19 protein-coding genes and 1 pseudogene are annotated in these 22,951 nt (G+C 70.9%); 8 read left to right on the forward strand and 12 right to left on the reverse strand.

The features are described 5' to 3' along the window. The first annotated feature begins 88 nt into the window (after window positions 1-88). Window positions 89-1,138, forward strand: a complete 1,050-nt coding sequence (locus VGZ32_RS07065; RefSeq protein WP_326885044.1) for a YihY/virulence factor BrkB family protein — start codon at window positions 89-91, stop codon at window positions 1,136-1,138. Here the strand turns inward: VGZ32_RS07065 and VGZ32_RS07070 are convergent. The 5 genes from VGZ32_RS07070 to VGZ32_RS07090 form a co-directional block, all read right to left on the reverse strand. After that, window positions 1,118-1,663, reverse strand: coding sequence for an FBP domain-containing protein (locus VGZ32_RS07070; protein WP_326885045.1), 546 nt, complete (start codon window positions 1,661-1,663; stop codon window positions 1,118-1,120). The genes VGZ32_RS07065 and VGZ32_RS07070 overlap by 21 nt on opposite strands. Before the next feature lie 289 nt (window positions 1,664-1,952). After that, a complete protein-coding gene (locus VGZ32_RS07075; protein WP_326885046.1) occupies window positions 1,953-2,381 on the reverse strand; it encodes a helix-turn-helix transcriptional regulator in 429 nt (142 codons plus the stop codon). A gap of 323 nt (window positions 2,382-2,704) precedes the next feature. Beyond that, complete coding sequence (locus VGZ32_RS07080; protein ID WP_326885047.1) at window positions 2,705-3,460, reverse strand: DUF427 domain-containing protein; 756 nt, start codon at window positions 3,458-3,460, stop codon at window positions 2,705-2,707. 31 nt (window positions 3,461-3,491) lie between these two features. Further along, window positions 3,492-4,259, reverse strand: coding sequence for an ABC transporter permease (locus tag VGZ32_RS07085; protein ID WP_326885048.1), 768 nt, complete (start codon window positions 4,257-4,259; stop codon window positions 3,492-3,494). Between the two features lie 334 nt (window positions 4,260-4,593). Beyond that, complete coding sequence (locus VGZ32_RS07090; RefSeq protein ID WP_349263525.1) at window positions 4,594-5,586, reverse strand: ATP-binding cassette domain-containing protein; 993 nt, start codon at window positions 5,584-5,586, stop codon at window positions 4,594-4,596. A gap of 522 nt (window positions 5,587-6,108) precedes the next feature. On the opposite strand from VGZ32_RS07090, the gene lanKC reads away from it, so the two are divergent. After that, window positions 6,109-8,661, forward strand: a complete 2,553-nt coding sequence (gene lanKC, locus VGZ32_RS07095) for a class III lanthionine synthetase LanKC (protein WP_326885050.1) — start codon at window positions 6,109-6,111, stop codon at window positions 8,659-8,661. 58 nt (window positions 8,662-8,719) lie between these two features. Continuing rightward, entirely contained in the window at window positions 8,720-8,839 is a 120-nt protein-coding gene (locus VGZ32_RS07100) for a SapB/AmfS family lanthipeptide (RefSeq protein WP_326885051.1), read from the forward strand. Window positions 8,840-8,964: 125 nt separating this feature from the next. Here VGZ32_RS07100 and VGZ32_RS07105 read toward each other — a convergent pair whose 3' ends face one another. Then, complete coding sequence (locus VGZ32_RS07105; protein ID WP_326885052.1) at window positions 8,965-9,942, reverse strand: ribokinase; 978 nt, start codon at window positions 9,940-9,942, stop codon at window positions 8,965-8,967. Here VGZ32_RS07105 and VGZ32_RS07110 point away from each other — a divergent pair. Beyond that, on the forward strand, window positions 9,941-10,375 hold the full coding sequence (locus VGZ32_RS07110; protein WP_326885053.1) for a TIGR03667 family PPOX class F420-dependent oxidoreductase: 435 nt from the start codon (window positions 9,941-9,943) through the stop codon (window positions 10,373-10,375). The genes VGZ32_RS07105 and VGZ32_RS07110 overlap by 2 nt on opposite strands. 59 nt (window positions 10,376-10,434) lie before the next feature. Here VGZ32_RS07110 and VGZ32_RS07115 read toward each other — a convergent pair whose 3' ends face one another. Both VGZ32_RS07115 and VGZ32_RS07120 read right to left on the reverse strand, forming a co-directional pair. Continuing rightward, complete coding sequence (locus VGZ32_RS07115; protein ID WP_326885054.1) at window positions 10,435-11,529, reverse strand: serine/threonine-protein kinase; 1,095 nt, start codon at window positions 11,527-11,529, stop codon at window positions 10,435-10,437. Between the two features lie 5 nt (window positions 11,530-11,534). Continuing rightward, the gene (locus VGZ32_RS07120; protein ID WP_326885055.1) at window positions 11,535-13,961 is read right to left on the reverse strand and encodes an HAD-IC family P-type ATPase; all 2,427 of its coding nucleotides are present in this window, start codon (window positions 13,959-13,961) and stop codon (window positions 11,535-11,537) included. Between the two features lie 159 nt (window positions 13,962-14,120). On the opposite strand from VGZ32_RS07120, the gene VGZ32_RS07125 reads away from it, so the two are divergent. Next, window positions 14,121-15,176: an NAD-dependent epimerase/dehydratase family protein gene (locus VGZ32_RS07125; protein ID WP_326885056.1), complete on the forward strand. Its 1,056-nt coding sequence runs from the start codon at window positions 14,121-14,123 to the stop codon at window positions 15,174-15,176. Between the two features lie 150 nt (window positions 15,177-15,326). Further along, on the forward strand, window positions 15,327-16,727 hold the full coding sequence (locus tag VGZ32_RS07130; RefSeq protein WP_326885057.1) for an NADP-dependent succinic semialdehyde dehydrogenase: 1,401 nt from the start codon (window positions 15,327-15,329) through the stop codon (window positions 16,725-16,727). A gap of 29 nt (window positions 16,728-16,756) precedes the next feature. Here the strand turns inward: VGZ32_RS07130 and VGZ32_RS07135 are convergent, their stop codons facing one another. From VGZ32_RS07135 to VGZ32_RS07150, 4 genes are read right to left on the reverse strand one after another with little or no spacing between them, the layout of a single operon-like run. Then, entirely contained in the window at window positions 16,757-17,917 is a 1,161-nt protein-coding gene (locus VGZ32_RS07135; protein ID WP_326885058.1) for a HAMP domain-containing sensor histidine kinase, read from the reverse strand. Further along, entirely contained in the window at window positions 17,914-18,774 is an 861-nt protein-coding gene (locus tag VGZ32_RS07140; protein ID WP_326885059.1) for a response regulator transcription factor, read from the reverse strand. The genes VGZ32_RS07135 and VGZ32_RS07140 overlap by 4 nt, the downstream gene beginning before the upstream one ends. A gap of 11 nt (window positions 18,775-18,785) precedes the next feature. Beyond that, entirely contained in the window at window positions 18,786-19,385 is a 600-nt protein-coding gene (locus VGZ32_RS07145; RefSeq protein WP_326885060.1) for a hypothetical protein, read from the reverse strand. A gap of 1 nt (window position 19,386) precedes the next feature. Continuing rightward, window positions 19,387-20,598 carry a molybdopterin-dependent oxidoreductase gene (locus VGZ32_RS07150; RefSeq protein WP_349263526.1) on the reverse strand — a complete coding sequence of 404 codons (1,212 nt, stop codon included), beginning with the start codon at window positions 20,596-20,598 and terminating at the stop codon, window positions 19,387-19,389. Between the two features lie 273 nt (window positions 20,599-20,871). Here VGZ32_RS07150 and VGZ32_RS28630 point away from each other — a divergent pair. Further along, window positions 20,872-21,954: pseudogene (locus tag VGZ32_RS28630) on the forward strand (hypothetical protein); the annotation flags it as partial. A gap of 330 nt (window positions 21,955-22,284) precedes the next feature. Next, window positions 22,285-22,950 (forward strand): glycosyltransferase family 2 protein, encoded by a 666-nt coding sequence (locus VGZ32_RS28635; protein ID WP_349263527.1) that lies wholly within the window; start codon window positions 22,285-22,287, stop codon window positions 22,948-22,950. Window position 22,951 lies beyond the last annotated feature (1 nt).

Here is a 22,951-nt window from a genome sequence, read left to right on the forward strand (position 1 = left end):
TTGGGTACCGCACGGGCATCGCCATCGGCTAAAGCCGGGGTCGTGCGGGCGCGTGCGGTGCTGGAGCCGACTGCTGGAAGGCGCTGACGTGGATCTGGACCCCCTGCTCCGATGGCTCGACCGGCTCCAAAGGCATTCGCGGGTCGCGCAGTTCGGGATCGCGGTGTATCGGAAGTTCGACGACGACCAAGCCTGGAGCCTCGCCGCGCTTCTGGCGTACTACGCGTTCCTGGCCATCTTCCCGCTGCTCTTGATCTTGGTGACGGCGCTCGGGATCGTGCTGCACGGAAGCCCAGCCGCGCAGCAGTGGGTGCTGCACTCGGCACTGGTGGACTTCCCGATCATCGGTGATCAGCTCAAGGGCAACATCCACTCACTCAACCGCACCGGCCTCGGTGCGGTCGTCGGACTGATCGGCACCGCGTTCGGCGCGCGGGGCCTGGCGATGTCGGTGCAGAACGCGTTCAACTCTGTGTGGGGCATCCCGTTCACCCGCCGTCCGCCGTTCTGGGGCCGCCAGCTGCGGGCCCTGATCCTGCCGGTCGTGGTCGGCGGCGCGATCCTGGTCACCGGGGCGCTGTCCGGGGTGGCGAGCGTGCTCGGGCACCGCGGGGCCGCGGTGACGGCCGGCGGCCTGGCGGTCTCGACGGTGATCAACGCGGCGTTCTTCGTGCTCGGATTCCGGCTGGCGATCGGGCACGAGGTGCCGACCCGCGACTTCGTGCGGTCGGCGTGCGCGGCGGCGGTGATCTGGCAGGCGCTCCTGACGCTCGGCGGCTACCTCATCGCGCACCAGTTGCGGCACGCCGAGCAGGTCTACGGGCTGTTCGGTCTGGTACTCGGACTGCTGGCCTGGCTGCACATCCAGGCGCAGCTCACGCTTCTCGTGCTGGAGGCAGACGTCGTGCGGGCGCAACGGCTGTGGCCGCGGGCGCTGGAGCCGCACGGGCTCGAGCAGGGCGACCGCCTCGCCTACGCCTCGTACGCCCAAGCGCAGAGCCGCCACGCGGACACGCAGATCGCGGTCTCGTTCGCCGCACCCCCGGCGCCCTCGCCCCCGCCCGCTCCGCCCGTGCCGGCTTCCCCAGCAACGGTCGCGGCGGAACCGGGACCCGAGTCAGTGGACGATCGCGCCTAAGCCCTCGTCCGCGCCCGGCTGCGCCCCCACGGCGGTGACCCGGTTGAGGAACCGGTCGAGGTTGGCCATCATCACCGCGATCCGTTCCGCCGGCGCAACCGCGTCGTTCGCCTGGGGCCGGACGGTCGGCCGCAGCGTGCCGCGCACGTAGGCGCTGCACGCGAGGTCGCCGCACATGTAGAGCCCGACGGTGTTGCCCTGCTTTCCCGCCTCGCCCGCGACCGGGGCGACGAACAGCCCCGCAGAGCCGGCCTCGTGCACGGTGCGGCACAGGTCGCACATCATCGCCGCGCGGATCTGGCTGCGCCCCGCCGAGGCGGTCCGCAACGCGATGCCGACCAGCCCGCTATCCCGCTCGGCCACGATGTACGCGCGCAGCGGTGCCTTAGGGTCGCGCCAACCGAAGAAGTCCTGATCAGCCCAGTCCACCCGGCTGAACGCGGCGGGCAGCGAAAGCGAGCGGGCCTCGCCGCGCGAGCAGTTGACGAATGAGCGTCTGATCTCGCTCTCGGCCAGCGGTATCAACAGGTCCCCGCAGTGTTCTTGACATCTTCGAAGGGCGCCTGTGCTGCCCTCCGCCACTGCCGAGGCTATCGTGCGGCGATTGATCGCGCATTTACTAATTCGGCCCGCCGACTAGGCCTACGGACGTCGGCCGCCGTCCCTGCACACGTCTGCCGCGCCCCGGCGCCAGGCGCGGCAAATGTAGTGGCCTGCCGGGGGAGGGGGGAGGCACCCGACAGGCCGAAGTTCTTGTTAACCGGAATCGCGCCGCCCAAACGGGGGGCAGCTTCGAAATCGGTCCAGCAGCCGGTCAGCGGCCCACTCGGCTGCCGCGGACCACCAGCAACCCGCTGCGGAACGCCGCGTCCACCGCCTGCGCCCGCGAGCAGACCCCCAGCTTTCCGTAGATCCGGCGCAGGTGGGACTTGATCGTGTGCTGGGAGACCCACAGCTTGCGGCTGATCTGCAGGTCGGTCATCCCGCCCGCGACGCCCTCCAGGACCTGGACCTCCCGGTGGGACACCTCGGAGTTCCACGGGATGTCGCGGCGCTGCTCGATCTGGCCGCGGCAGTGCGCGATCGCGACGGCGTGCGCCGAGTTCAGGGCGCCGAGCGCGTCGAGGATGTGCGACATGTGGCTCTTGACGGTATGGCGGGCTATGCCGAGCCGGTGCGCGACCTCCTCGTTGGTCAGGCCGTCCGCGATCAGGGAAAGCACCTGGATCTCCCGGTCCGTCAATGGTCGCCGCGCCTTGAGTGGGCGCGATTCCAGAGAAGCCCGCGGGGACCTTAACGGTATCTCCACACTTCGCGGCGACCTGACGGGCACCGAAGACGTGGTCAAGAGCGCTGGCACGAACGCACCTCCAACTACCGGGTGGCGAAGAAAACGAGCCCTCGCACTACCCGGCAATCGCGAGCGCATGCACCCACTCGCGCGACGGTGCGCCGCCCGGCCACGCTCTCAGACCCCTGCTTCTCCTCCGTCGAGATCAGTGGGCGGTGTCTAGAACGCGGCTTCTAGAACACGGTTTCTAGAGCACGGTCTCTAGAGCACAGCGTCTAGAACTTGCTCTTGGGACGCTCTTCCAGGACGCCGTCCACGTAGATGTCGACCTTCTCGTTGTAGAAGGAGGCCAGGCCGGCGATCTTCTGCGACTCGGGCAGCGGCGTGCGGTAGCCCCAGACCACGTCCTCGTGCACCGCCGTGCCGGTGTCGACGGACCAGTAGGTGGCGGTCCCCTTGTAAGGGCACTGTGTCTGAGTCTCGGTGGGCGTGAGCAGGTCCATGCGGATGTCGGTCAGCGGCAGGTAGTAGCGCGGGGGCAGGCCGGTCTCGAACAGGATGCGCGGCTGGTGCGAGTCGGCCACCGTGACCCCGTCGATCTCCACCCGGATGTGGCGGGAGCTGCCCAGGATGTCGACTCGGGTGAACGGGTCGCGCGGGTGGACGTAGATCGGCTCGTCCTCCTCGAACCACTCGGTCATCGCGCCGAAGTCGATCCGGATCAGGTCGCGCAGCGCCTCGACGGGCGATTCGGCGTGCCGGCGGGCCGCGCCGGACGCGGTACGCCCGCCGACTGCGACGTCGAACACCTCGGCGTCGCCCCGGCTCGGCGAGCGCTCGGTCTTGCCGGTCGGCTTGAGCTCCGCACGCACGTCCTCGGCCGGGATGTAGTACGTCGGGTAGTACGGGGCCTCCCACACCAGATACGGCCGGACCGTGTCGGCGACGAGTGCGCCGTTCAGATACGCCCGCACCCGCTTGCGCCCGGGCTCGATCCGCACCCGTCCCCTGGTCTCGGTCTCCTGCGACATCGTGCCTTCCTTTCGCCGGTCGGGGCCGGGTTCAGGCGCTTTCGATCTGGAAACGGCGCACTCCGGCCATCACGCAGACCCCGGCGAGCGCGATGCTGACCAATGCGCCCCACAGGACGGTCGTGTTCGCGTACTCACCGAGGAACACCTGCCGCATCGCGTCAACGATGTACCGGAACGGATTAATCCGAGAGATGTCGTAGAGCCACGTCGGCGCGGACTGCTCGGTGAGCGGCAGCAGGATCCCGGAAAGCAGCAGGACAGGCACCGCGACCGAGTTGAGCAACGGCGCGAGCGCGTCTTCGCTCTTGAGCGCGAGGCCGAGGGCGTACGACAGCGAGGACATGCTCACCGAGAGCAGCAGGACGAAGACGAGGGCGTAGAACACGCCGCCGACCGGGGCGCGCAGGCCCATCAGGATCCCGGTGACGATGAGGATCGCGGACTGCGCGAGCAGCGCCACGGCGTCCCGCAGCACCCGGCCGAACAGCAGGCCGAAGCGGCTGACCGGGGTCACGCGCATCCGCTCGATCACCCCGGCGCGGTACTCGGCGATGATGGCGAAGCCGACGAACAGCGAGCCGAACAGGCCCAGCTGGACCAGCAGCCCGGGCACGAAGATCTTCCAGGCCTGGTCGGAGGAGGCGCCCGGCGCGCCGACGAAGTGCTTCACCAGCGGGCCGAACAGGGTGAGGTAGAGGATCGGCTGGATCACGCCGATGATGAGCCACGCGGGGTTGCGCAGCGACAGGCGCAGCTGCCGTCGGAAGATCAGGATGGTGTCGCGCAGGACGTTCATCGTGGGGCTCCTGGGACTCGGGCTTGCGGAGGATTCGGGGCCGGACGGGCGGCGGGCGGCAGTTTGGTCGATTTAAGACGACCGGCCATTTTCGCCCACCAGGTCAGGACAGCGGCGGGCGGCGGGCGGCGGGCGGCGGGCGGCGGGCGGCGGCCAAGTTAAGCCGACCGGTCATTTTGAATTAGCCAGGTCAGGGCACATTGACGGACCCCTACGCGCGGCGACGATTCTAAGACGACCGGTCATTTTGACGACCGTGTCGAGTCAGGATTCGCCATAGGGTGACTGCGCGTGGCAGCTGGATCAAGACGACCGGTCATTTTGACTCGCCGGGTCAGGACGCGGCTTCGGGCTCGGGAGCGGCGGCGTTAGCAGTAGCGGGGCTGTCGTCGCGCAGCGAGCGGCCGGTCAGGGTGAGGAACACGTCGTCCAGGGTTGGCCGGGCCAGCTGGATCGAGGCGATGGGTACGCTCGCCGCGTCCATCGCGCGCATGATGCCCAGCAGGATCTGGCCCCCGGAGTCGACGACCACCCGCAGCACGCGGCCCGACGTGGAGGTCTCCCGCACTCCCTCGAGTCCTTCAAGCGCCGTGAGCGCGGCGGCCGGATCGTCGTCCACCTCGATCGTGACCAGGTCGCCGGAGATCCGGCTCTTGAGCTCCTCCGGCGTCCCCTCGGCGACGATGCGGCCGGAGTCGATGATGAGGATCCGGTCGCACAGCGCGTCCGCCTCCTCGAGGTAGTGCGTGGTCAGGAACACGGTCGTCTCAAGGTCGTCGCGCAGCCGCCGCACGTGCGACCACAAGTTGGCCCGGCTCTGCGGGTCGAGACCGGTCGTCGGCTCGTCCAGGAATACCAGCGCGGGCGCGTGCACCAGGCCGAGGGCGATGTCCAGGCGCCGCTTCTGGCCGCCGGACAGCGTCTTGATGTAGCGGTCCTCCAGACCGGCCAACTCCAGTTGCACCAGCAGTTCCTGCGAACGCTCGCGCGCCTCTGCGGCCCCGATCCGGTAGAGCTCGGCCTGGGTGACCAGTTCCTCGGCGACCGTGCACGCTCCGTCGGTGCCGCCGCCCTGGCCGACGTACCCGATCCGGCGTCGCACCTCGGCCGGCTCGCGCCGAAGATCCGCTCCGGCCACGATCGCGGTGCCCGCCGTGGGTTCGAGCAGCGTCGTCAGCATGCGCAGGGTGGTGGTCTTCCCGGCGCCGTTCGGCCCGAGGAAGCCGACGATCTCCCCCGCCTTCACCTCGAGGTCCACGCCGCGCACGGCCTCGACCTCGCCGCGCCTGGTCTTGAACGTCTTGGCCAGCCCGACGGCCGAGATCATCGTGCCGCCGAAAGTATGCGTCCCGCTCGGGCGCGCCGTCGCGTCCTGCGCCTGGGTCACCGTTGTGCCTCCTGCCCCGGAATGGTGATCGTGCTCGCGATATATCTCAAGTTTGCCGCGGGACCACCCTACGGCATGGAGCCGACAGTCGCCGCATGGGGTCGACGACCTAATTTCACGCGTGACCACCGGCAAAGGCCCAGGTCGCTGCGCCCGGACCGGCGCCGCGCACCGCGCGCCCCTTGCGCTCCTCCACACTCCCCCGCGGTGCGCCAATACGTCCCGGCGTCCTCTGAAATGTTTTCACGTCCCGGCCGAATTCGCAGGTCACCAGCTCGATGCAAACGTACGGCGCATATGCATGCCGGTTCACCCTTTAGTGTGATTGCGGTTCAAGAATCAGCGTTCGATTATTTTCCGGTACGCGAGAGCGCCAGGTTCCGCCACCCCGCGCGGTGCGCAATGGCTCCTCTGTCAGGAGCCATAAAACGCCGCTGCCATACCCACCACGAGGGTAACCGTATGGACAAGCGCTACGAGGCTTATTGCCTTGCCGACCCGGCGTTCTACGACCAGTCGGCCGGCCGGGAGGCCGTGTTCCCGGTGGCCGACCGTGAACCGCCGGCCGGCTGGAGTACTCAGGCGTCCGGCGACTGGTGGCACGTCAACCCCGATGCCCACCACCTGCCAGATCAGGGCTGGAAGATCCATGTATCGGCGACGCTGGGGAATGCCGAGCGGGTGCTGGACGTGGTGTGGGAGTACTGCGTCCGCGAGCGCGTCGCATTCAAGTTCATCCGCGGCCCGCGGCTTTTGTTGCTTCGCAATGCCAAATACGCTGACCGCGGGGGGAGCGGAAAACTCGTCACTCTCTACCCGGTCGACGAGGGCGCACTCGAACGTGTGCTCGCCGGACTCGGAGAACTTCTGCGCGACGAACCGGGTCCTTATATTCTGAGTGATTTACGGTACGGTGACGGCCCGCTTTATGTGCGCTATGGCGGATTCGCGCCGCGCCGCTGCCTTGATCCGTCCGGCCAACTGGTGCCGGCGATCGCGGATCCGCGCGGCGAGTTGATCCCGGACCCGCGTGGCCCGGTGTTCGCGCCGCCGTCGTGGGTACAGCTTCCCGCGTTCCTCTCCCCGCATCTGGCTGCCCGCAACGCCACCGCGACTGTCGATCTGCCCTACACGATCACCGAGGCGCTGCACTTTTCCAACGGCGGCGGGGTCTACCGGGCCACGGACCGGCGCACCGGGGAGTCAGTCGTGCTCAAGGAGGCGCGGCCGCACGCCGGGCTCGTCGGCAATGGCCAAGACGCGGTGGACCGGCTCCGGCACGAGCGCGAGATGCTTCTGCTCATCTCGGGCAGCGGTGTCGCCCCCGAGGTGCGCGACTACTTCACCTTGGGCGACCACCACTTCCTCGTGCTCGAGTACATCGAGGGGCGCGCGCTCAACTCCTTCTTCGCCGAGCGCTACCCGCTCACCCGCCCGAACGCCGATCCTCAGGCGCTGGCCGACTACACCGCGTGGGCGCTGGGAATCCAGCACGACGCGGAGCGGGCCGTGGCGCAGCTGCATTCGCACGGACTCGTGTTCAACGACCTGCATCTGTTCAACATCATGGTGCGGCCGGACGACACCGTCGCGCTGATCGACTTCGAGGTGGCCGCCCCGGCCGGGAACGACGCGCGCCGCACTCTGGCCAGCCGGGCTTTTCTGGCCCCGAAGGACCGCACCGGCTTTGCGGTCGACCGGTACGCGCTCGCCTGTCTCAGGCTCGCCTTGTTCATGCCGCTGACCACGCTGCTCGTGCTGGACCGGGCACACGCCGCGGCCATGGCGCGGATCATCGCGGCCGAGTTCCCCGACGTGCCCGCCGACTTCCTGGACGAAGCGGTCCGCGAGATCGGCGGCGCCGAACCGGACCGCACGGAACCAGAGCCGCTCCTCGCGACACCCGAGCCGGCCTGGCTCCCGTTGCGCGACGCAGTCGCCGATGGAATCCGCGCTGCGGCGACGCCGGAGCGTGAGGACCGCCTCTTCCCTGGCGACGTGCGGCAGTTCACCGTCCCGGGCGGCGGCCTGAATCTGGCCCATGGCGCTGCCGGTGTGCTCTACGCCTTTCACGAGACCGGTGTGCCGATCCAGCCCGAATACGAGGACTGGCTGCTGCGCCGGGCGGCCAAGCCGCCGCACGACACCCCGCTCGGCCTTTACGACGGCCTCCACGGAATCGCACACGTACTCGACCTACTCGGCCACCCCGAAGCCGCCGACCGCCTGCTCGCGGCCGCACTGGACGAGCGGTGGCAGCGGCTCGGCTCCGATCTGTACGGCGGCCTCGGCGGGATCGGACTGAACCTGCTGCACTTCGCCCGGCGCACCGACGACGCAGCCCTGCGCGACCACGCCCTCACCGCGGCCGCGATCGCCGCCGACCGACTGGGCGAAGCTCCGGATGCGCCACGCATCAGCGGCGGAGGCGGTCCGCGGGCCGGCCTGATGCGCGGCTGCTCCGGTCCGGCGCTGCTGTTCCTCGCGATGTTCGAGGACAGCGGGGACAAGACCTGGCTGGACGCCGCCGAGACTGCGGTGCGGCAGGATCTGCGCCGCTGCGTGCCGACCGCGAACGGCAGCGGCGCGCTCCACGTCAACGAGGGCCGACGGACCATGCCCTATCTAGCGGACGGCAGCGTGGGCATCGGCATGGTGCTGCGACGCCTCCTGCGGCACCGCCCGGCCGACGACCTGGCCGAAGCCGCGCACGCGATCCGCGTCGCCGCGACCTCGCGCTTCTACGTGCAGGCCGGCCTGCTCTCCGGCCGCGCCGGGATGATCCTCGCCCTCGCGGACGAGCGAGGCCGCGACTCGTCCGCGCTCGCCGACCAGATCAGACGGCTGACGTGGCACGCGGTGCGCCGCGACGGGCGGCTGATGTTCCCGGGCGAGCAGCTGCTGCGGCTGTCCACCGACCTGGCCACCGGCTCGGCGGGCATCCTGCTCGCCCTCGGCGCGGCGCTCCAGCAGACCCCGGCGCATCTGCCGCTGCTGCCGCCCGCCGACCCCTAGACGACCCCCTTCGCAGGGGGTTGACCCGAAATCCCGATCCCGATCACAGGAGGAAACCATGCCCCTTCTCGACCTTCAGGCCATGGAGTCGCCGACCGAGCGCTGGGGCGGCGGCGACGGCAGCGACGTCAGCCTGCTGCTGTGCGCGAGCGAGGCCAGCGTCCAGCTCTGCCTGTAGTACCGGCACTCAGCACTCTGAACAGCGCTGAAAAGCACTGAAACGGCTCAAAAAGTCGGCGCAGCCCCGAGAATCAGCCTCGGGGCTGCGCGTCTTTCTCACCGTGACCGACGCCGAGACACCCGTCAACCGGCCAGCTCACGCGGCGCAGGCGCCTCGCCCGTTTGCAGCAGCTCGGCCACCTGAGCCGCCGTCGGCATTCCGCCCTGCGCTCCAGGCGCGGTCGTCGCGAGGGAGGCCGCGTGCACGGCCCATCGTGCCGCGTCCACCAGGTCGTCGCCGCGGGCGAGTGCGTCGGCGAGCGCGCCGCAGAAGGTGTCGCCCGCGCCCACGGTGTCCACGGCCGTAACGGGGGGCGCCGCCACGTAGATCGTCTTGGTTCCCTGAGCCACGACCGCGCCGTGCACGCCGAGTGTCGCGATCACCGCCCCGCACGGCAGCGCCGCGCCGCGCAACAGCCGCGCAGCCTCCTCGGGCGTGTCAGGTTCCGCGGCGCCGAGCAGGTCAGCCAGCTCTCCGGCATTCGGCACAAGCACCGTGACCTTCGCCAGCAGCTCATCGGTGAGAGGTCGATGCGGCGCCGGATTGAGCACGACGACCGTACCCGCATCCGCGGCGGCATCCAGGACTGCGGCGACTGTCTCGGCCGGGATCTCCTGCTGGACGAGGCACACCCGCGCGGCAGAGATCAGGGCGCGATGCCGGGCGACGTCCTGCGGGGTGAGACGGGCGTTGGCGCCGGGCGAGACGAGGATGATGTTCTGGCCGTCCTGCGCGACGACGAGCGCGGCGTGGCCGCTTGGCGCGTCCGGGGTCGCGAGGCAGGCGGTGGTGTCGACGTGCGCGGCGGCGAGCGAATCGAGCAGCGCGGCGCCGTCCGCTTCACCCACCCGGGCGAGCAGCGCCACCGACCGGCCGAGTCGGGCGGTCGCGACCGCCTGGTTCGCACCCTTGCCGCCGAGCAGGACGCCCATGTCCCCGGCGATGACCGTCTGTCCGGCCCGCGGCAGGTGGGCGACTGGGAACAGCAGGTCGCGGTTGATCGAGCCGACGACGCAGACGTCCACGCCGTGCCTCGTCCGGTCGGCGTACTCTGAGATCATGACCAGCGATGTTATCCCTGACGTCTCGACCCCCTTCGGCAAGCGCGTGCACGAGCGCTTGACCGGCGAGATCGTGGGTTGGCTGACCACGATCGGCGCGGACGGCACACCCCAGCCCAACCCGGTCTGGTTCCTCTGGGAGGGCGAGGACAGCCTCCTGATCTACAACCGCACCGGCGCGGCGCGGCTCGCCCACGTCAAGGCGCGCCCGCGCGTCTCGCTGAACCTCGACAGCAACGGCCGAGGAGGCGACATCGTCGTCCTGACCGGGGACGCGGAGCTGCTCGACGATTTCCCCCCGGCGACCGACCATGCCGCGTACTGCGAGAAGTACGCGGAGGAGGCGACGCGCATCTTCGGCGACACGGCGTCCTTCGCGGAGAAATACCCGGTCGCGATGCGGATCCGGATCACCAAGGTCCGCGGCATGTAGTAGCCGCGTATATGTAGTAGCTGTGTATATGTAGTCGCCGCGTCGCCTTTGCGCCGCAGTCACTTTCCCGGCGCGGGCCGTGTCGCGGGAGCGGAGTGCCTGTCGTGGCCCGGCGGCGGCGCGGCGGCGCTGCCGTGGGCGAGCAACCCGGTGAGCAGACAGACCATCAGGACCACGGCCGCGCCGACTGCGAGCGCGGCAGCGCGGCGGGTGCGCAAGCCCGCACCCGCCGACGCGACCCGCGGCGCCGCCATCGGCGCGGCAGCGACCGGTCGGGCAATGGACGCCGGGCGAAGACGGATCGGCACGTCGAGCGAGGCGTCGCGCAGCATCCGGGCCAGGGCCGCTCCGGAACGCGGCCGGGCGGCCGGGTCCTTGGCCAGCAGGTTGCGGCAGATCTCGGCGAGCGCGGGCGGAACGTCGTCCGGCAGCGGGAGCGGATCAGCCGCGGTATGCGCGTACATCATCGCGATCGGATCGGGCGCGCGGAACGGCAGGCTCCCGGCCAGCATCTCGTAGAGCACCACGCCGAGCGCGTACAAGTCGGCGGCAGGCGTAGCGGGGCGCCCGGTCGCGCGTTCAGGCGCGAGATACGCGGCGGTGCCGAGGACGCGACCGGCCGCGGTGAGCGCGCCGTCGCCCGCAGTCGAGGCGATACCGAAGTCCACCAGTTTGACACCCTGGGCGGTGAGCACGATGTTGCCCGGCTTGACGTCGCGGTGCACGACCCAGGCGCGGTGCGCGGCGTCCAGCGCCTCAGCGCACTGAGCAGCGATGTCGACGGCCCGCGCTGGCGGAATGCGGCCGCGCGTCAGATGCGCGGCCAGGCTCTCGCCCTCGGCCAGCTCCATCACAAGGTACGTATGTTCGTTTCGTTCGCAGTAGTTGTACAGGCGCGAGATGCTGGGGTGGGCCAGCGCGCCGAGCGCCTTCGCCTCGCGCCGCAACCGCTCGTCCCCGCCGCCGATCACCGGGCCGACGGGCACCGGCCCGACGACCAGTTTGATCGCGACCTTGCGGCCCAGCAGCAGATCGCGGCCCTGCCACACGCTCCCCATGCCGCCGCTGCCGAGCCTGCGCTCCAACCGGTACCGACCGTCCAGGGTCGGACCCTCTGCCACTGCCTCCGCGGTGTCCCGCTCGACTGTCGCCACCTGCATCACCCGCTTACGCCGTGCACGTCCCCTGGTTTCCCACTCGGCGATCGTCCATGCCCGAATCGCCACAACAGTTCGAGCGCGACCGCCGCGCAGCCCGCCACGGCCAGCGCCGTCGCGGTCTGCTGCCAGGTGCCGAAGTGCAAGTCGAACACCCGGCGCCCCAGCGGCAGCAGTGCCACCAGCAGGAACGCGGCCGTCATCGTCGCGACCAGCAGCGCCTTCCACCAAGCGAACGGCCGCGCAACGAGCATCAGCACCCACAGACTGACCGCGAACAGGGTGACCATCGCGCTGGTCTGCTCCACCTCGAGCCCTGCGCCGGGTTCGAGACGGGCGACAGAATACGAGGCGAACGACGCGGCCCCGGACACCAGCCCGGCCGGGACGGCGAACCGCAGCACGCGGCGGACGAATCCGGTGCGCGCCCGGGCGGTGTTCGGCGCGAGGGCGAGGAAGAACGCCGGGGTGCCGATCGTGAGCGCCCCGATCAGGGACGTGTGCCGGGGCAAGAACGGATAGGGCAGCCGCGCGATACCAGTCAGCACCACCAGCAGGAACGATTCGAACGACTTGACTAGGAACAGGTTCGAGACCCGCTCCACGTTCCCGACGACCCGGCGGCCCTCCGCGACCACCGCCGGGAGCGTGGCGAACCGCTCGTCGAGCAGCACGATCTCGGCCACCGCCCGCGCCGCCCCCGAGCCGGAGCCCATCGCGACGCCGATGTCCGCGGACTTGAGCGCGAGCACGTCGTTGACGCCGTCGCCGGTCATCGCGACGGTGTGCCCGCCGGCCTTCAGCGCCTCGACCATCCGCTGCTTCTGACGCGGGGTCACCCGGCCGAAGACCGAGTTGCCCTCGACGGCGGCGGCGAAGGGCCCGTCCTGTTCGGGCAGCGAGCGCGCGTCGACCGGGTGCTCGGCGCCGGGCAGCCCGAGTCCCGCGACGACGGCCCCGACCGAGACGGCGTTGTCCCCGGAGATCACTTTGAGGGTGACTGCTTGGCGTTCGAAGTAGGCGAGGGTCGGGGCGGCGTCGGGACGAACTCGCTGCTCGAAGGCGATCAGCGCGACCGGCTCGACGTCGCTCAGATCGGCCCCATTCAAAACAACACTGTTCAGGGGCCCGGATCGGGAGGCCAGCATCAGCACCCGCAGGCCACTCGCCCCGAGTTGCTGTGCCTGCGCCGCCGCCGCGGTTCCCGCGCCGAGCACGTCCGGCGCGCCGAGCAGCCATGTGCCGCGGCTGTTGGCGAACTCGGCGCCGCTCCACTTGCGGGCGGAGGAGAAGGGCGCGACGTCGCGGGCGTGCCAGGACTTCGGCGCGGGACATGCCTCGATGACGGCGGCCATCGTGGCGTTCGGACGAGTGTCGACGGCGCCCAACGCTCCAAGCACCTCGCGCACCTGCTCGTCCGGTATCGGCCCGACCGGCCTGATCTCGGCAAGCCGCATCCCGCCCTCGGTCAGCGTGCCGGTCTTGTCGAGGCATACCGTGTCCACTCGCGCCAGGCCCTCGATCGCGGGCAGCTGCTGCACCAGGCACTGCTGGCGTCCGAGCCGCACGACGCCCACCGCGAACGCGACCGAGGTGAGCAGCACCAGCCCCTCCGGCACCATCGGCACGATGCCCGCGACGCTGCGGCTGATCCCCGCGCGCACGCCGCCAGCTACCCGCGACTGGACGATCACCTGCAGGATCCCAGCCGGGACCAGCAGGTAGGTCAGGAACTTGATGATCCGGTTGATGCCGTCCCGCAGCTCTGACTTGACCAGGGAGAACTCGCGCGCCTCCGAGGCCAGTCGAGCTGCGTGCGCATCGCTTCCGACCCGGGTGACCAGCATCGCCCCGGTTCCGGCGACCGCGAAGGAGCCCGACAACAGTTCGTCGCCGGGCCGCTTGAGCACCGGGTCTGCCTCGCCGGTCAGCAGGGACTCGTCCACCTCGAGTGCGGACTCTGCCGTAGTCACGAGATCCACTGCCGCGAGATCCACTGCGACGCCGTCGACCGGAATCTTCTCCCCCGCGCCGAGCAGCACCAAGTCGTCCACCACGAGGTCGGCGGCGGCGATCTGGACCTCGGTCCCGTCACGAAGCACCCGGGGCCGCGCCTCACCGACGATCGCCAGCGCGTCGAGGGTCCGCTTGGCCCGCCACTCCTGCACGATGCCGATCAGCGCGTTGAACACGACCACGAAGCCGAACAGCGCGTCCTGCACCGGCCCGACCACGAGCATGACGACGAACAGGGTACCGATCAGCCCGTTGAACCAGGTCAGCACGTTAGCCCGGATGATCGCGCCGAGTGATCTGCTGCTGCGCTCGGGCACCGTGTTGACGCGACCGGCCGCGACCCGCTCGGCGACCTGCGCGGTGGTCAGCCCTCGCGGGTCGGCCTCCAGGGCGGGCACGGTCAGGCCTTCCACGCCGCCACGCTAAAGGCGCCCCGTTCCGGCCGCACCCGCGGCGGGCCGAACGGGCGGCCGGCGTGGCGACGTCTGCACGAGAAGTGGCGGATCTTACGGAACAGTGACGGGAGCGCCACACCGACAATGACCCGCGTTCGCCCGTCCTAGCCTGACCGCATGAGACTACTGGTCACCGGCGCAGTGGGATTCATCGGTTCGCACGTGGTCGAGGCGCTGATCGGCGCCGGACACGAGGTGGTCGCGTTCGACGCGCTCCTTCCCGCGGTGCACCCGGACCCGGAGCAGGCCCGTGGCAGGCTGCCGGACGGGGTCGAGATGATCGCGGCGGACGTGCGCGACGCGGACGCGGTCCGGTCGGCGGTGCACGGGGTGGACGCCGTGTGCCACCAGGCCGCGATGGTCGGGCTCGGGCTCGATCTGAACGACGCGCCCGACTACGCGGGCTGCAATGATCTCGGCACGGCGGTGGTGCTCGCGGCCATGGCCGAGGCGCGGGTGCGGCGGCTGGTCCTGGCTTCCTCGATGGTCGTCTACGGAGAGGGCCGGTACGACTGCCCGGTGCACGGCCGCGTCGAGCCCGGGCCTCGGGCCGAGCGTGACCTCGTGGCCGGGCGGTTCGAGCCGCCGTGCCCGGTGTGCGGTGAGCCCTTGTCGCCCGGGTTCGTCGAGGAGGAGGCTCCGCTGGACCCGCGCAACGTCTACGCGGCGACGAAGGCGGCGCAGGAGTACCTCGCCTCGTCGTGGGCGCGCGCCGCGGGCGGCAGCGTCGCGATGCTCCGGTACCACAACGTGTACGGACCGCGGATGCCCCGGGACACGCCGTACGCGGGTGTGGCCGCGATCTTCCGCTCCGTCCTCGCCGCCGGACGGGCGCCGCGCGTGTTCGAGGACGGACGCCAGCGGCGCGACTTCGTGCACGTGCGGGACGTGGCCTCGGCGAACGTGGCTGCCCTGGACTGGACCGCCGATGCGGGCGCCGGGTCGCGGCGCGCGTTCAACGTCGGCAGCGGCACTCCCCGCACCGTCGGCGACCTCGCGGCCGGGCTCGCCGAAGCGCTGGCCGGCCCCATCCCCGTGGTGACCGGCGAGTTCCGGCTCGGCGACGTCCGGCACGTGACCGCGTCCAACGAGCGGCTGCGCAAGGAACTGGGCTGGGAGCCGCGGGTCGAGTTCGCCGACGGCCTCGCCGAGTTCGCCGCCGCGGCCGCCTGACAGCTCTTCGACCTCGGCTGTGATGTCAACAGCGTCCGATGGTTCTTCGAAGTCGACCTGGGCGGGTCGTTCACCGCGCCGCTGAGCGGGCAGGAGGACAGGTGCCCACGCGGCTCGACGACGAGGACCGAGGACGAGGAGGCGCCAGCCATGTCGATCGCCACCGTGAACCCCGCCACCGGGGAGACCCTCAGGACCTTCGACCCGTTCGGTCCCGAGAAAGTAGAGGCCGCGCTCAGTCTGTCCGCTGAGGCGTTCCGCACCTACCGCACGACCTCGTTCGAGACCCGCGCCGGGTATCTGAACCGGGCCGCCGACCTCCTGGACGCCGAGCGGGACGACGCCGCCCGGCTGATGACCACCGAGATGGGCAAGACGCTCGTGGCGGCCCGCGCCGAGGCGGCCAAGTGCGCGAAGGCGATGCGCTGGTTCGCGGCGCGCACACAGCGGCTGCTCGCGGACGAACCGGTCGCACCGGACGACGTGAAGGATTCGGGCGCGGCCGAGGCGTACATCCGGTACCGGCCGCTGGGGACCGTGCTCGCGGTCATGCCGTGGAACTTCCCGCTGTGGCAGGTCGTCCGGTTCGCCGCACCGGCACTGATGGCCGGCAACACCGCGCTGCTCAAGCACGCCTCGAACGTGCCGCAGACCGCGCTCTACCTCGAGGATGTGCTGCGCCGCGGCGGCTTCCCCGAGGGCGTCTTCCAGACGCTGCTGATCGAGTCCGGCGCGGTCGAGGCCGTCCTGCGCGACCCGCGGGTCGCCGCAGCGACACTCACCGGCAGCGAACCGGCCGGCCGCTCGGTGGCCTCGATCGCCGGCGACGAGGTGAAGAAGACGGTCCTGGAACTCGGCGGCAGCGACCCGTTCGTCGTCCTCCCGTCGGCGGACATCGAGCGGGCCGCGGCTGTAGCGGTTACCGCCCGGGTGCAGAACAACGGCCAGTCCTGCATCGCGGCCAAGCGCTTCATCGTGCACACCGACGTCTACGACGAGTTCGCCGAGCATTTCGTGCGCCGCATGGCGGCCCTGCGCGTTGGCGACCCGATGGAGGAGCCGACGGACGTGGGTCCGCTCTCCACCGAGCGCGGCCGTGCGGACCTCGAGGCCCTGGTCGAGGACGCGGTCGCGGTCGGCGCGGCGGTGCTGTGCGGAGGCCGCAGGCCCGCCGCGCCCGAGTTGAAGTCCGGCTGGTTCTACGAGCCCACAGTTCTGGCCGAGGTGACCGCGAAGATGCGCATCCACCGGGAGGAGGCGTTCGGTCCGGTCGCGACGCTGTACCGGGTCGCCGACCTGGACGAGGCGATCGCCGTGGCCAACGACGTGCCCTTCGGCCTGAGCTCGAACGCGTGGACCCGGGACGCGGGCGAGCGGGAGCGGCTGGTACGCGACCTGCAGGCGGGCGGCGTCTTCTTCAACGGGATGACCGCGTCGCACCCCGGCATGCCGTTCGGCGGCGTCAAGCGCTCCGGTTACGGCCGGGAGCTGTCGCACCTGGGCATCCGGGAGTTCTGCAACGCGACCACAGTCTGGATCGCGGCGGACTGACGACAAACGCGGTACGGCGCGTTACCTGGTCACACGGCCGGGACCGGCAGCCGCACCTCGAACCGGCAGCCGCCGACCACGTTGCGCACGTCCACCTCGCCCGAGTGCGCCTCGACGATGCCGCGCACGATCGCCAGCCCCAGCCCCGCCCCGGCCAGCGGCTCCGGGGTGCGGGCCGGGGTGCCGCGCCAGGCCACCTCGAACACCCGGTCCAGGTCGTCGTCGGGGATGCCGCCGCAGGCGTCGGTGACCGCCAGGACCGCGCAGCCGTCCCGCTCGGTCGCCTCCACGTGCACCGATCCGTCGCTCGGGGTGTGCCTGATGGCGTTGGCCACCAGGTTCGTCAGCGCCCGGGACAGCTCCTTCGGGTCGACCCGCACCGCGAGGGGCGTGCGCACGTCGGCGGACAGCAGGACGCCGCGCGCGCGGGCCAGCGGATCGGCGCCGACCACCGCCTCGTCGACCAGGTCGTGCAGCGGGACGCGGGCGAGCGAGAGCCGCAGCGCGCCGGCGTGGATGCGGGACATCTCGAACAGGTCGTCCACCATGCCCGCCAGCCGGTCCACCGACATGCGGATCTGGGTGTGGTAGCGCAGCGGGTCCGTGGCGACGCCGTCCTCGAGCGCCTCGGCCATCGCCCGCAGCCCGGCCAGCGGCGTGCGCAGATCGTGCGACACCCACGCGACCAGTTCGCGCCGCGACCGCTCCAAGGCCCGCTCGCGCTCGCGCGATTCGGCCAGCCGGGCGGCGGTGGTGGTCAGCTCGCGGCTCAGCTCGTCCAGCTCCGCGGTGGCCAGCCCGGCGGCAGGCGGGGACGGCGCGGCGTGCCGGGCGGTCCCGGACGGGATGGGAGAGTATGCGGGCTCTTCGCCGAGGTTGCGCAGGGCCGTGCGCAGCGCCCGGCTGTCGGCCGTGACGCCGCGGGCCAGCGGCACCGCCATCGCCAGGGCGACCACGCCCGCGGCGACGCAGACGACGAGCACGACGCCGAAGTCGTGCTGGGACAGGAACATCGCCTGCGCGGTGCCCAGGACGCCCGCCACCACCGCGAGCACGGTGGCCATCGAGACCGTGAACAGCTTGAGCCGGACGGAGCGGCCGCGCAAGGCCCGCAGCGCGATCAGCCCCAGAACGCCGACCCCAATCGCGCAGCCGCCGCCGATGAGGACGATCAGTACCGTGTCGCTCACGGGGTTGCTCCGTCGATGTCGCGGGAATGAGGGGCTGCGGGGTGCGCGACCGCTTCCGAGGTGTCAGAACGGGCGCCCGGTGCCACCGGTTCAATCTTCGGTGGTTCAATCGGGCCGGTCGGCGCGCCGCCGGGAGCTGGCGGATCGAGCCGGTATCCGACTCCCCACACGGTCACCAGGAGCTTGGGGTCGGCCGGGTCCGCTTCGATCTTCTCCCGGAGCCTGCGCACGTGCACCGTCACCGTGGACTGGTCGCCGTAGTCCCAGCCCCACACCAGCCGCATCAGCTCGGCGCGGGTGAATGCCTGCCCGGGGTGCGCGATCAGGAACGCCAGCAGGTCGAACTCGCGGCCGGTCAGCGCCAGCGCGACGCCGCCGCGGCTGGCCTGGTGCCCGGTCACGTCGATCTCGATGTCGCCGATCCGCCGCACGTCGGCGGTCGCGGCAGCCGTGCCGCCCGAGTCGTCGCCACGGATTCCGGCGGCCTGGCGGGCCCGGCGCAGCACCGAGTTGGCCCGCAGCGTCAGCTCGCGCGGGCTGAACGGCTTGGTCACATAGTCGTCGGCGCCGAGCTCGAGGCCGAGGATCCGGTCGCTCTCCTCGCCGCGGGCGGTGAGCATGATCACCGGGATCGGGCCGAGCTGCCGGATGCGCCGGTAGACCTCGAAGCCGTCGAAGCCGGGCAGCATCAGGTCGAGCACGATCAGGTCGGGCCGCCAGGCGTCGGCGGCGGCGACCGCGCTCGGCCCGTCGGCGGCGAGCCGCACCCGGTGGCCGCTGCGCCGCAGGTAGGCGGCGACCACTTCGGACACGGTCGGATCGTCGTCGACCACAAGCACGTCAGCGCTGAGTTCCATCACCGACCACTCTAAGCATCCGGGCCTGGATTTGGTCCTGCCTCGGGCAGCGAGGGCGAGGCTTCCTCGGTCTGTAAGGATTCCTCCAGCGCCTCGGCGCGGGCTCGCCGACGCGCCCGGCGGCGGTCGCGAGCCGCGCTGAGCAGGAGCGGGAGGAGGGCCGCGGCGATCACGCTGCCAAGGACGATGGCCAGTCCGCGGGCGTAGTTCAGCGGGTGGACGGTCGGATTCGGGTTCCCGGGCGGGAGCAGGAATTCCGGCAGCGCGACCAGGACGACCGAGCCGCCGATGAGCAGGATGGCGGCGAGCGCACGGCGCAGGCGCGGCCCGGTCCTCCGGTAGGCGAGGGCGCACACGGTGAACACGACGGGGGCGAGAACCCCGTCGTGCAAGATGAGGCCGCCGAGCAGCCATCGGCCGACCGACGTGAGCGCGGCCACGTGCGCGGTGGTCAGCAGGCCCCGGACGCCGTTTCCGAGGACGGCCAAGCCTGCGGCGCCGAGGAGGAGGCGCAGCACGAGTGCCACCCGGCCGCCGCGCGGGCGCGGGCCCTTGGTCGTCTGAGCGGCATCGTCCTGAGAAGCATCGTCCGTTGAGGCGGTGGCTGACATCTCAGATCACCTCGATCCGCGAGACCCATTTGGTCTGCAGCACGCCCGGCCGGCCCGGCGCGATGATCCGCGCCGGGTATCCGTGGTCGATGCTCAGCGGTTCACCGTTGAGCCGCAGCGCGAGGAGGGTGAGCGGGTCGCGCGTGTACTCGTGCTGCATCGTCGTGACCGAATACGGGCCGCCGGGTTGGAGCGAGACGATGTTGACGTCGGAACCGGAGGGTACGCGGGCGCGGTCCAGCAGGTCGCGCAGGCGCACGCCCGCCCAGTGTCCGTTGGCCGACCACCCTTCCACGCACGCGATGGGCAGCACGGCGTCGTACTGCGGCAGCGCGTTGAGCTGGGCGAGCGTCAACTGGTACGGCTCCGGACCGACGACCCCGAGACGCCAGTCCGGATGGAAGGCGAGGGCGACGACCCCGGCCTCGGCGGCGGTTTTGTTGATCGGAATCCCTTGCGGCCCGAAGCTCGGATCGCGCGGCGCGAGCAGATCGACCGAGCGCAGCGAGTTGACCGACTGGCCGACCGTGGTGATGGTGACCACGCCGACCGCGAGCCCCGTCGCCGTCAACAGCGCCCGCCTGCTCACCGCGTTCGACGCTGATGCGTTTGACGCGGCCACGCCCGACCCGACCGCGCTTTCCTCTTCGTCTCCCGCGCCCTCGTCTCCTGCCCCTGCGTTCTCCTCGATCGGCGTCGCCACCGCCACCGCCGCCTCCGACCGTCGCCAGCCGCGCGCGATCGCAGGGGCCTTCACCGCCAGGTGTACCAGCAGCGCGCCGACGGTCACCCACGCGACCCAGAAGTGCGTCTTGGTGAAGTCGAAGTGCCACGGATACCACTGCACCGTGTTGAGCAGGCCGGTGGCCAGCTCGAAGATCGCCCCGGCGACGAGGACCGCGATGGAGAGCCGCTCGAGCCCGTGCGCGAGCGACTTGAGCGGCGGCCACGCGAACAGCTTCGGGTAGACCGTCCACAGCTTCGCGAGGAGCAGCGGGATCGCGGCCATGCCGCTCGCCACGTGGACGCCCTGCGTCACCCGGTAGAACCACACCGGGCGCGTGGGCAGCGGGAACCAGCTGGCCGGGTGTTGCAGCTCGTGGCTGATGAGGCCGGTGATGAAGGCGAGCGCAAAGGCGATTCCGAGCGCTGTGCCGATCAGCGAGGCGGTCCGCTCGTCGTGGAGATTGGCGCGGAAGGCGCCTTCGCGCATCGGGCCGCGGCGCAGGAACCGGACGTGTTCGAACGCCCTGCCGATGAACCCCGGGCGTGCGAATGCCGGGCGCGTGAGCCTGACGCGCACCCGCGGTCTCGGCAGCGAGGGGAACCGGAGTAGGGACATGGCCCTATCGAAACCCGTCGCAGGCCCGGCCGGACCCTCTCAGGCCCTTACGGTGCGCTTACGGCACCGGCGACCTCTTACGGAGCGATTACGTCCGCGCCGCAATGGCCATCGCCGCGCGGGCGGGCTGCCACGGTGGATCACATGCATCACCGGACCCGAACCGCGGCTACCACCCTCGCCATCATCACCCTGACGTGGCTGATCTGGGAACTCGTGCACGCCGGGAAGCCCGACGCATGGCCGGGCCTTGGCTGGCTCGGCGGAGCGTGGGCGGTGTTCGCGGCGGCTGCCTGGCTGGTGCGCGGCGTCCCGGTGCGCGCCGCGGCCGTGCTGATCCTGGCCGGATGCGCGGCCGTGGGACTCGCCGCGGCGTCGAATCACCAGACCGGCAGCGACGACCAGTACCGCTACATCTGGGACGGCAAGGTCCAGGCAGCGGGCATCGATCCCTACGCCTACGTGCCGTCAGCGCCACAACTCGCCGGCCTGCGCGATCCGTTCCTCTGGCCCGCGCACCGGACGGGCTGGTGCATCGCGCCCGGCGTCGCCGACCCCGACCAGCCCGGTGATCTCGTCCCCGGCTGTTCGCTGATCAACCGGCCCGCCGTGCACACGATCTACCCGCCGGTCGCGGAGGCGTACTTCCTCGCCGTGCACGTCGTGTCACCGCCGGGCAGCCGCTACAAGCCGATCCAATTCGCCGGCGCCGGGCTCGCGCTGCTGACCGCGGCGGCGCTGCTGTTCGGGCTGCGGCGGCTCGGCCGCGATCCGCGCTCGGCCGCGCTTTGGGCCTGGTGCCCGTTGGTCGCCTATGAGTCCGGCAACGGCGCACACGTCGATGTGCTCGGCGCGCTCTTCACAGTTTGCGCCCTCGTGGTCCTCGCCCGAGCGACCACCACCCGCAGAACCATATTCGGCGGACTGCTGCTCGGCCTCGCCATCGGAGCGAAGCTCACGCCCGTCTTCGTCGGGCCCGCCACGCTGCGCCGCAAACCCCTGATCGTCACCGGGGTGGCCGCCGCCACCGTCGCGCTCTCGTATCTCCCGCACGTCATCGCGGTGGGCACGAAGGTCATCGGCTTCCTGCCCGGCTATTTCAACGAGCAGGGGTATTCGGCGGGCGGCGGATACATGCTGCTCAGCGTGTTTTTGCCGGTCAAGTGGACCGGCGCCGCCGCGGCCCTGATCATCGCGGCCACGGCACTCGCGGTCTACCGGTCCGCCGACCCCGACCGGCCGTGGCGCGGCGCGCTCGTGCTGACCGGGGTCATGCTGCTGGTGACGACGCCGCTGTTCGGCTGGTACGCGCTGCTGCTGTGCGTGCTGGTCGCGCTCGACGGCCGCGTCGAATGGCTCGCGATCGCGACGGCCGTGCACGTCGGCTGGGTGGCTAAGGCGCTCGGCTGGAATTTCGTCGAGGGCCAGCGCCTCGGCTACGGACTCGCGCTGGCAATCATCGCAGCCGTCTCACTTCTGCGTTTCTGGGCGGGCCGCCCTCAGTTGACCGCACCCGTGCCCGCCTCCCCCACACCCACAGATATTCAGGAGCCTGCTATGTCGATGCCGCTCGTCGATGTCGTTCTGCCCTGCCTCGACGAAGCAGGGGCGCTGCCGTATGTCCTCAGCCGGATGCCGGACGGATATCGCGCGATCGTGGTGGACAACGGATCCACCGACGGTTCGGGCGCGCTCGCCGCGCGGCTCGGCGCGCTGGTGGTGACCGAGCCGCGGAAAGGCTTCGGCGCCGCGTGCCACGCCGGACTGATGGCCGCGACCGCGCCCGTCGTGTGCTTCTGCGACTGCGACGGCTCGCTCGACCCGCAACACTTGCCACGCGTAGCGGACCCAGTCCTCGAAGGCCGGTCCGACCTCGTGCTCGGCCGACGCCGCCCGGTCACGTCGAGGGCCTGGCCGCCGCACGCGAGAGCAGCGAACGTGCTACTCGCGTTCCGCCTGCGCCGGACCGGCGTGGCGGTGCGCGACCTGGGCCCGATGCGCGCCGCGAGGCGTGAGGCACTACTCGGGCTCGGAGTAAAGGATCGGCGCTCGGGCTACCCGCTGGAAACGGTGCTGGCAGCCAAGCGAGCCCGGTGGCAGATCACCGAGATCGACGTCGACTATGCGCCCCGTACCGGCAAGTCGAAGGTGACCGGCACGGTCGGCGGCACGCTGCGGGCGATCAAGGACATGAACCGGGTCTGGAAAGAGGCGACCCGATGAG

Origin of the sequence: Actinocrinis sp., assembly GCF_035938995.1 — a bacterium.
Lineage (GTDB): Bacteria > Actinomycetota > Actinomycetes > Streptomycetales > Catenulisporaceae > DASZGI01.

Bases quoted from the DNA above. Each gene is read 5' to 3' on its own strand.
- VGZ32_RS07105 (WP_326885052.1), bottom strand. From the start codon at position 9,942: ATGATCTCAGAGTACGCCGACCGGACGAGGCACGGCGTGGACGTCTGC.
- lanKC (WP_326885050.1), top strand. From the start codon at position 6,109: ATGGACAAGCGCTACGAGGCTTATTGCCTTGCCGACCCGGCGTTCTAC.
- VGZ32_RS07125 (WP_326885056.1), top strand. From the start codon at position 14,121: ATGAGACTACTGGTCACCGGCGCAGTGGGATTCATCGGTTCGCACGTG.
- VGZ32_RS07100 (WP_326885051.1), top strand. From the start codon at position 8,720: ATGCCCCTTCTCGACCTTCAGGCCATGGAGTCGCCGACCGAGCGCTGG.
- VGZ32_RS07140 (WP_326885059.1), bottom strand. From the start codon at position 18,774: ATGGAACTCAGCGCTGACGTGCTTGTGGTCGACGACGATCCGACCGTG.
- VGZ32_RS07080 (WP_326885047.1), bottom strand. From the start codon at position 3,460: ATGTCGCAGGAGACCGAGACCAGGGGACGGGTGCGGATCGAGCCCGGG.
- VGZ32_RS07090 (WP_349263525.1), bottom strand. From the start codon at position 5,586: ATGATCTCGGCCGTCGGGCTGGCCAAGACGTTCAAGACCAGGCGCGGC.
- VGZ32_RS07150 (WP_349263526.1), bottom strand. From the start codon at position 20,598: ATGCGCGAAGGCGCCTTCCGCGCCAATCTCCACGACGAGCGGACCGCC.
- VGZ32_RS07145 (WP_326885060.1), bottom strand. From the start codon at position 19,385: ATGTCAGCCACCGCCTCAACGGACGATGCTTCTCAGGACGATGCCGCT.
- VGZ32_RS07110 (WP_326885053.1), top strand. From the start codon at position 9,941: ATGACCAGCGATGTTATCCCTGACGTCTCGACCCCCTTCGGCAAGCGC.
- VGZ32_RS07130 (WP_326885057.1), top strand. From the start codon at position 15,327: ATGTCGATCGCCACCGTGAACCCCGCCACCGGGGAGACCCTCAGGACC.
- VGZ32_RS28635 (WP_349263527.1), top strand. From the start codon at position 22,285: ATGTCGATGCCGCTCGTCGATGTCGTTCTGCCCTGCCTCGACGAAGCA.
- VGZ32_RS07085 (WP_326885048.1), bottom strand. From the start codon at position 4,259: ATGAACGTCCTGCGCGACACCATCCTGATCTTCCGACGGCAGCTGCGC.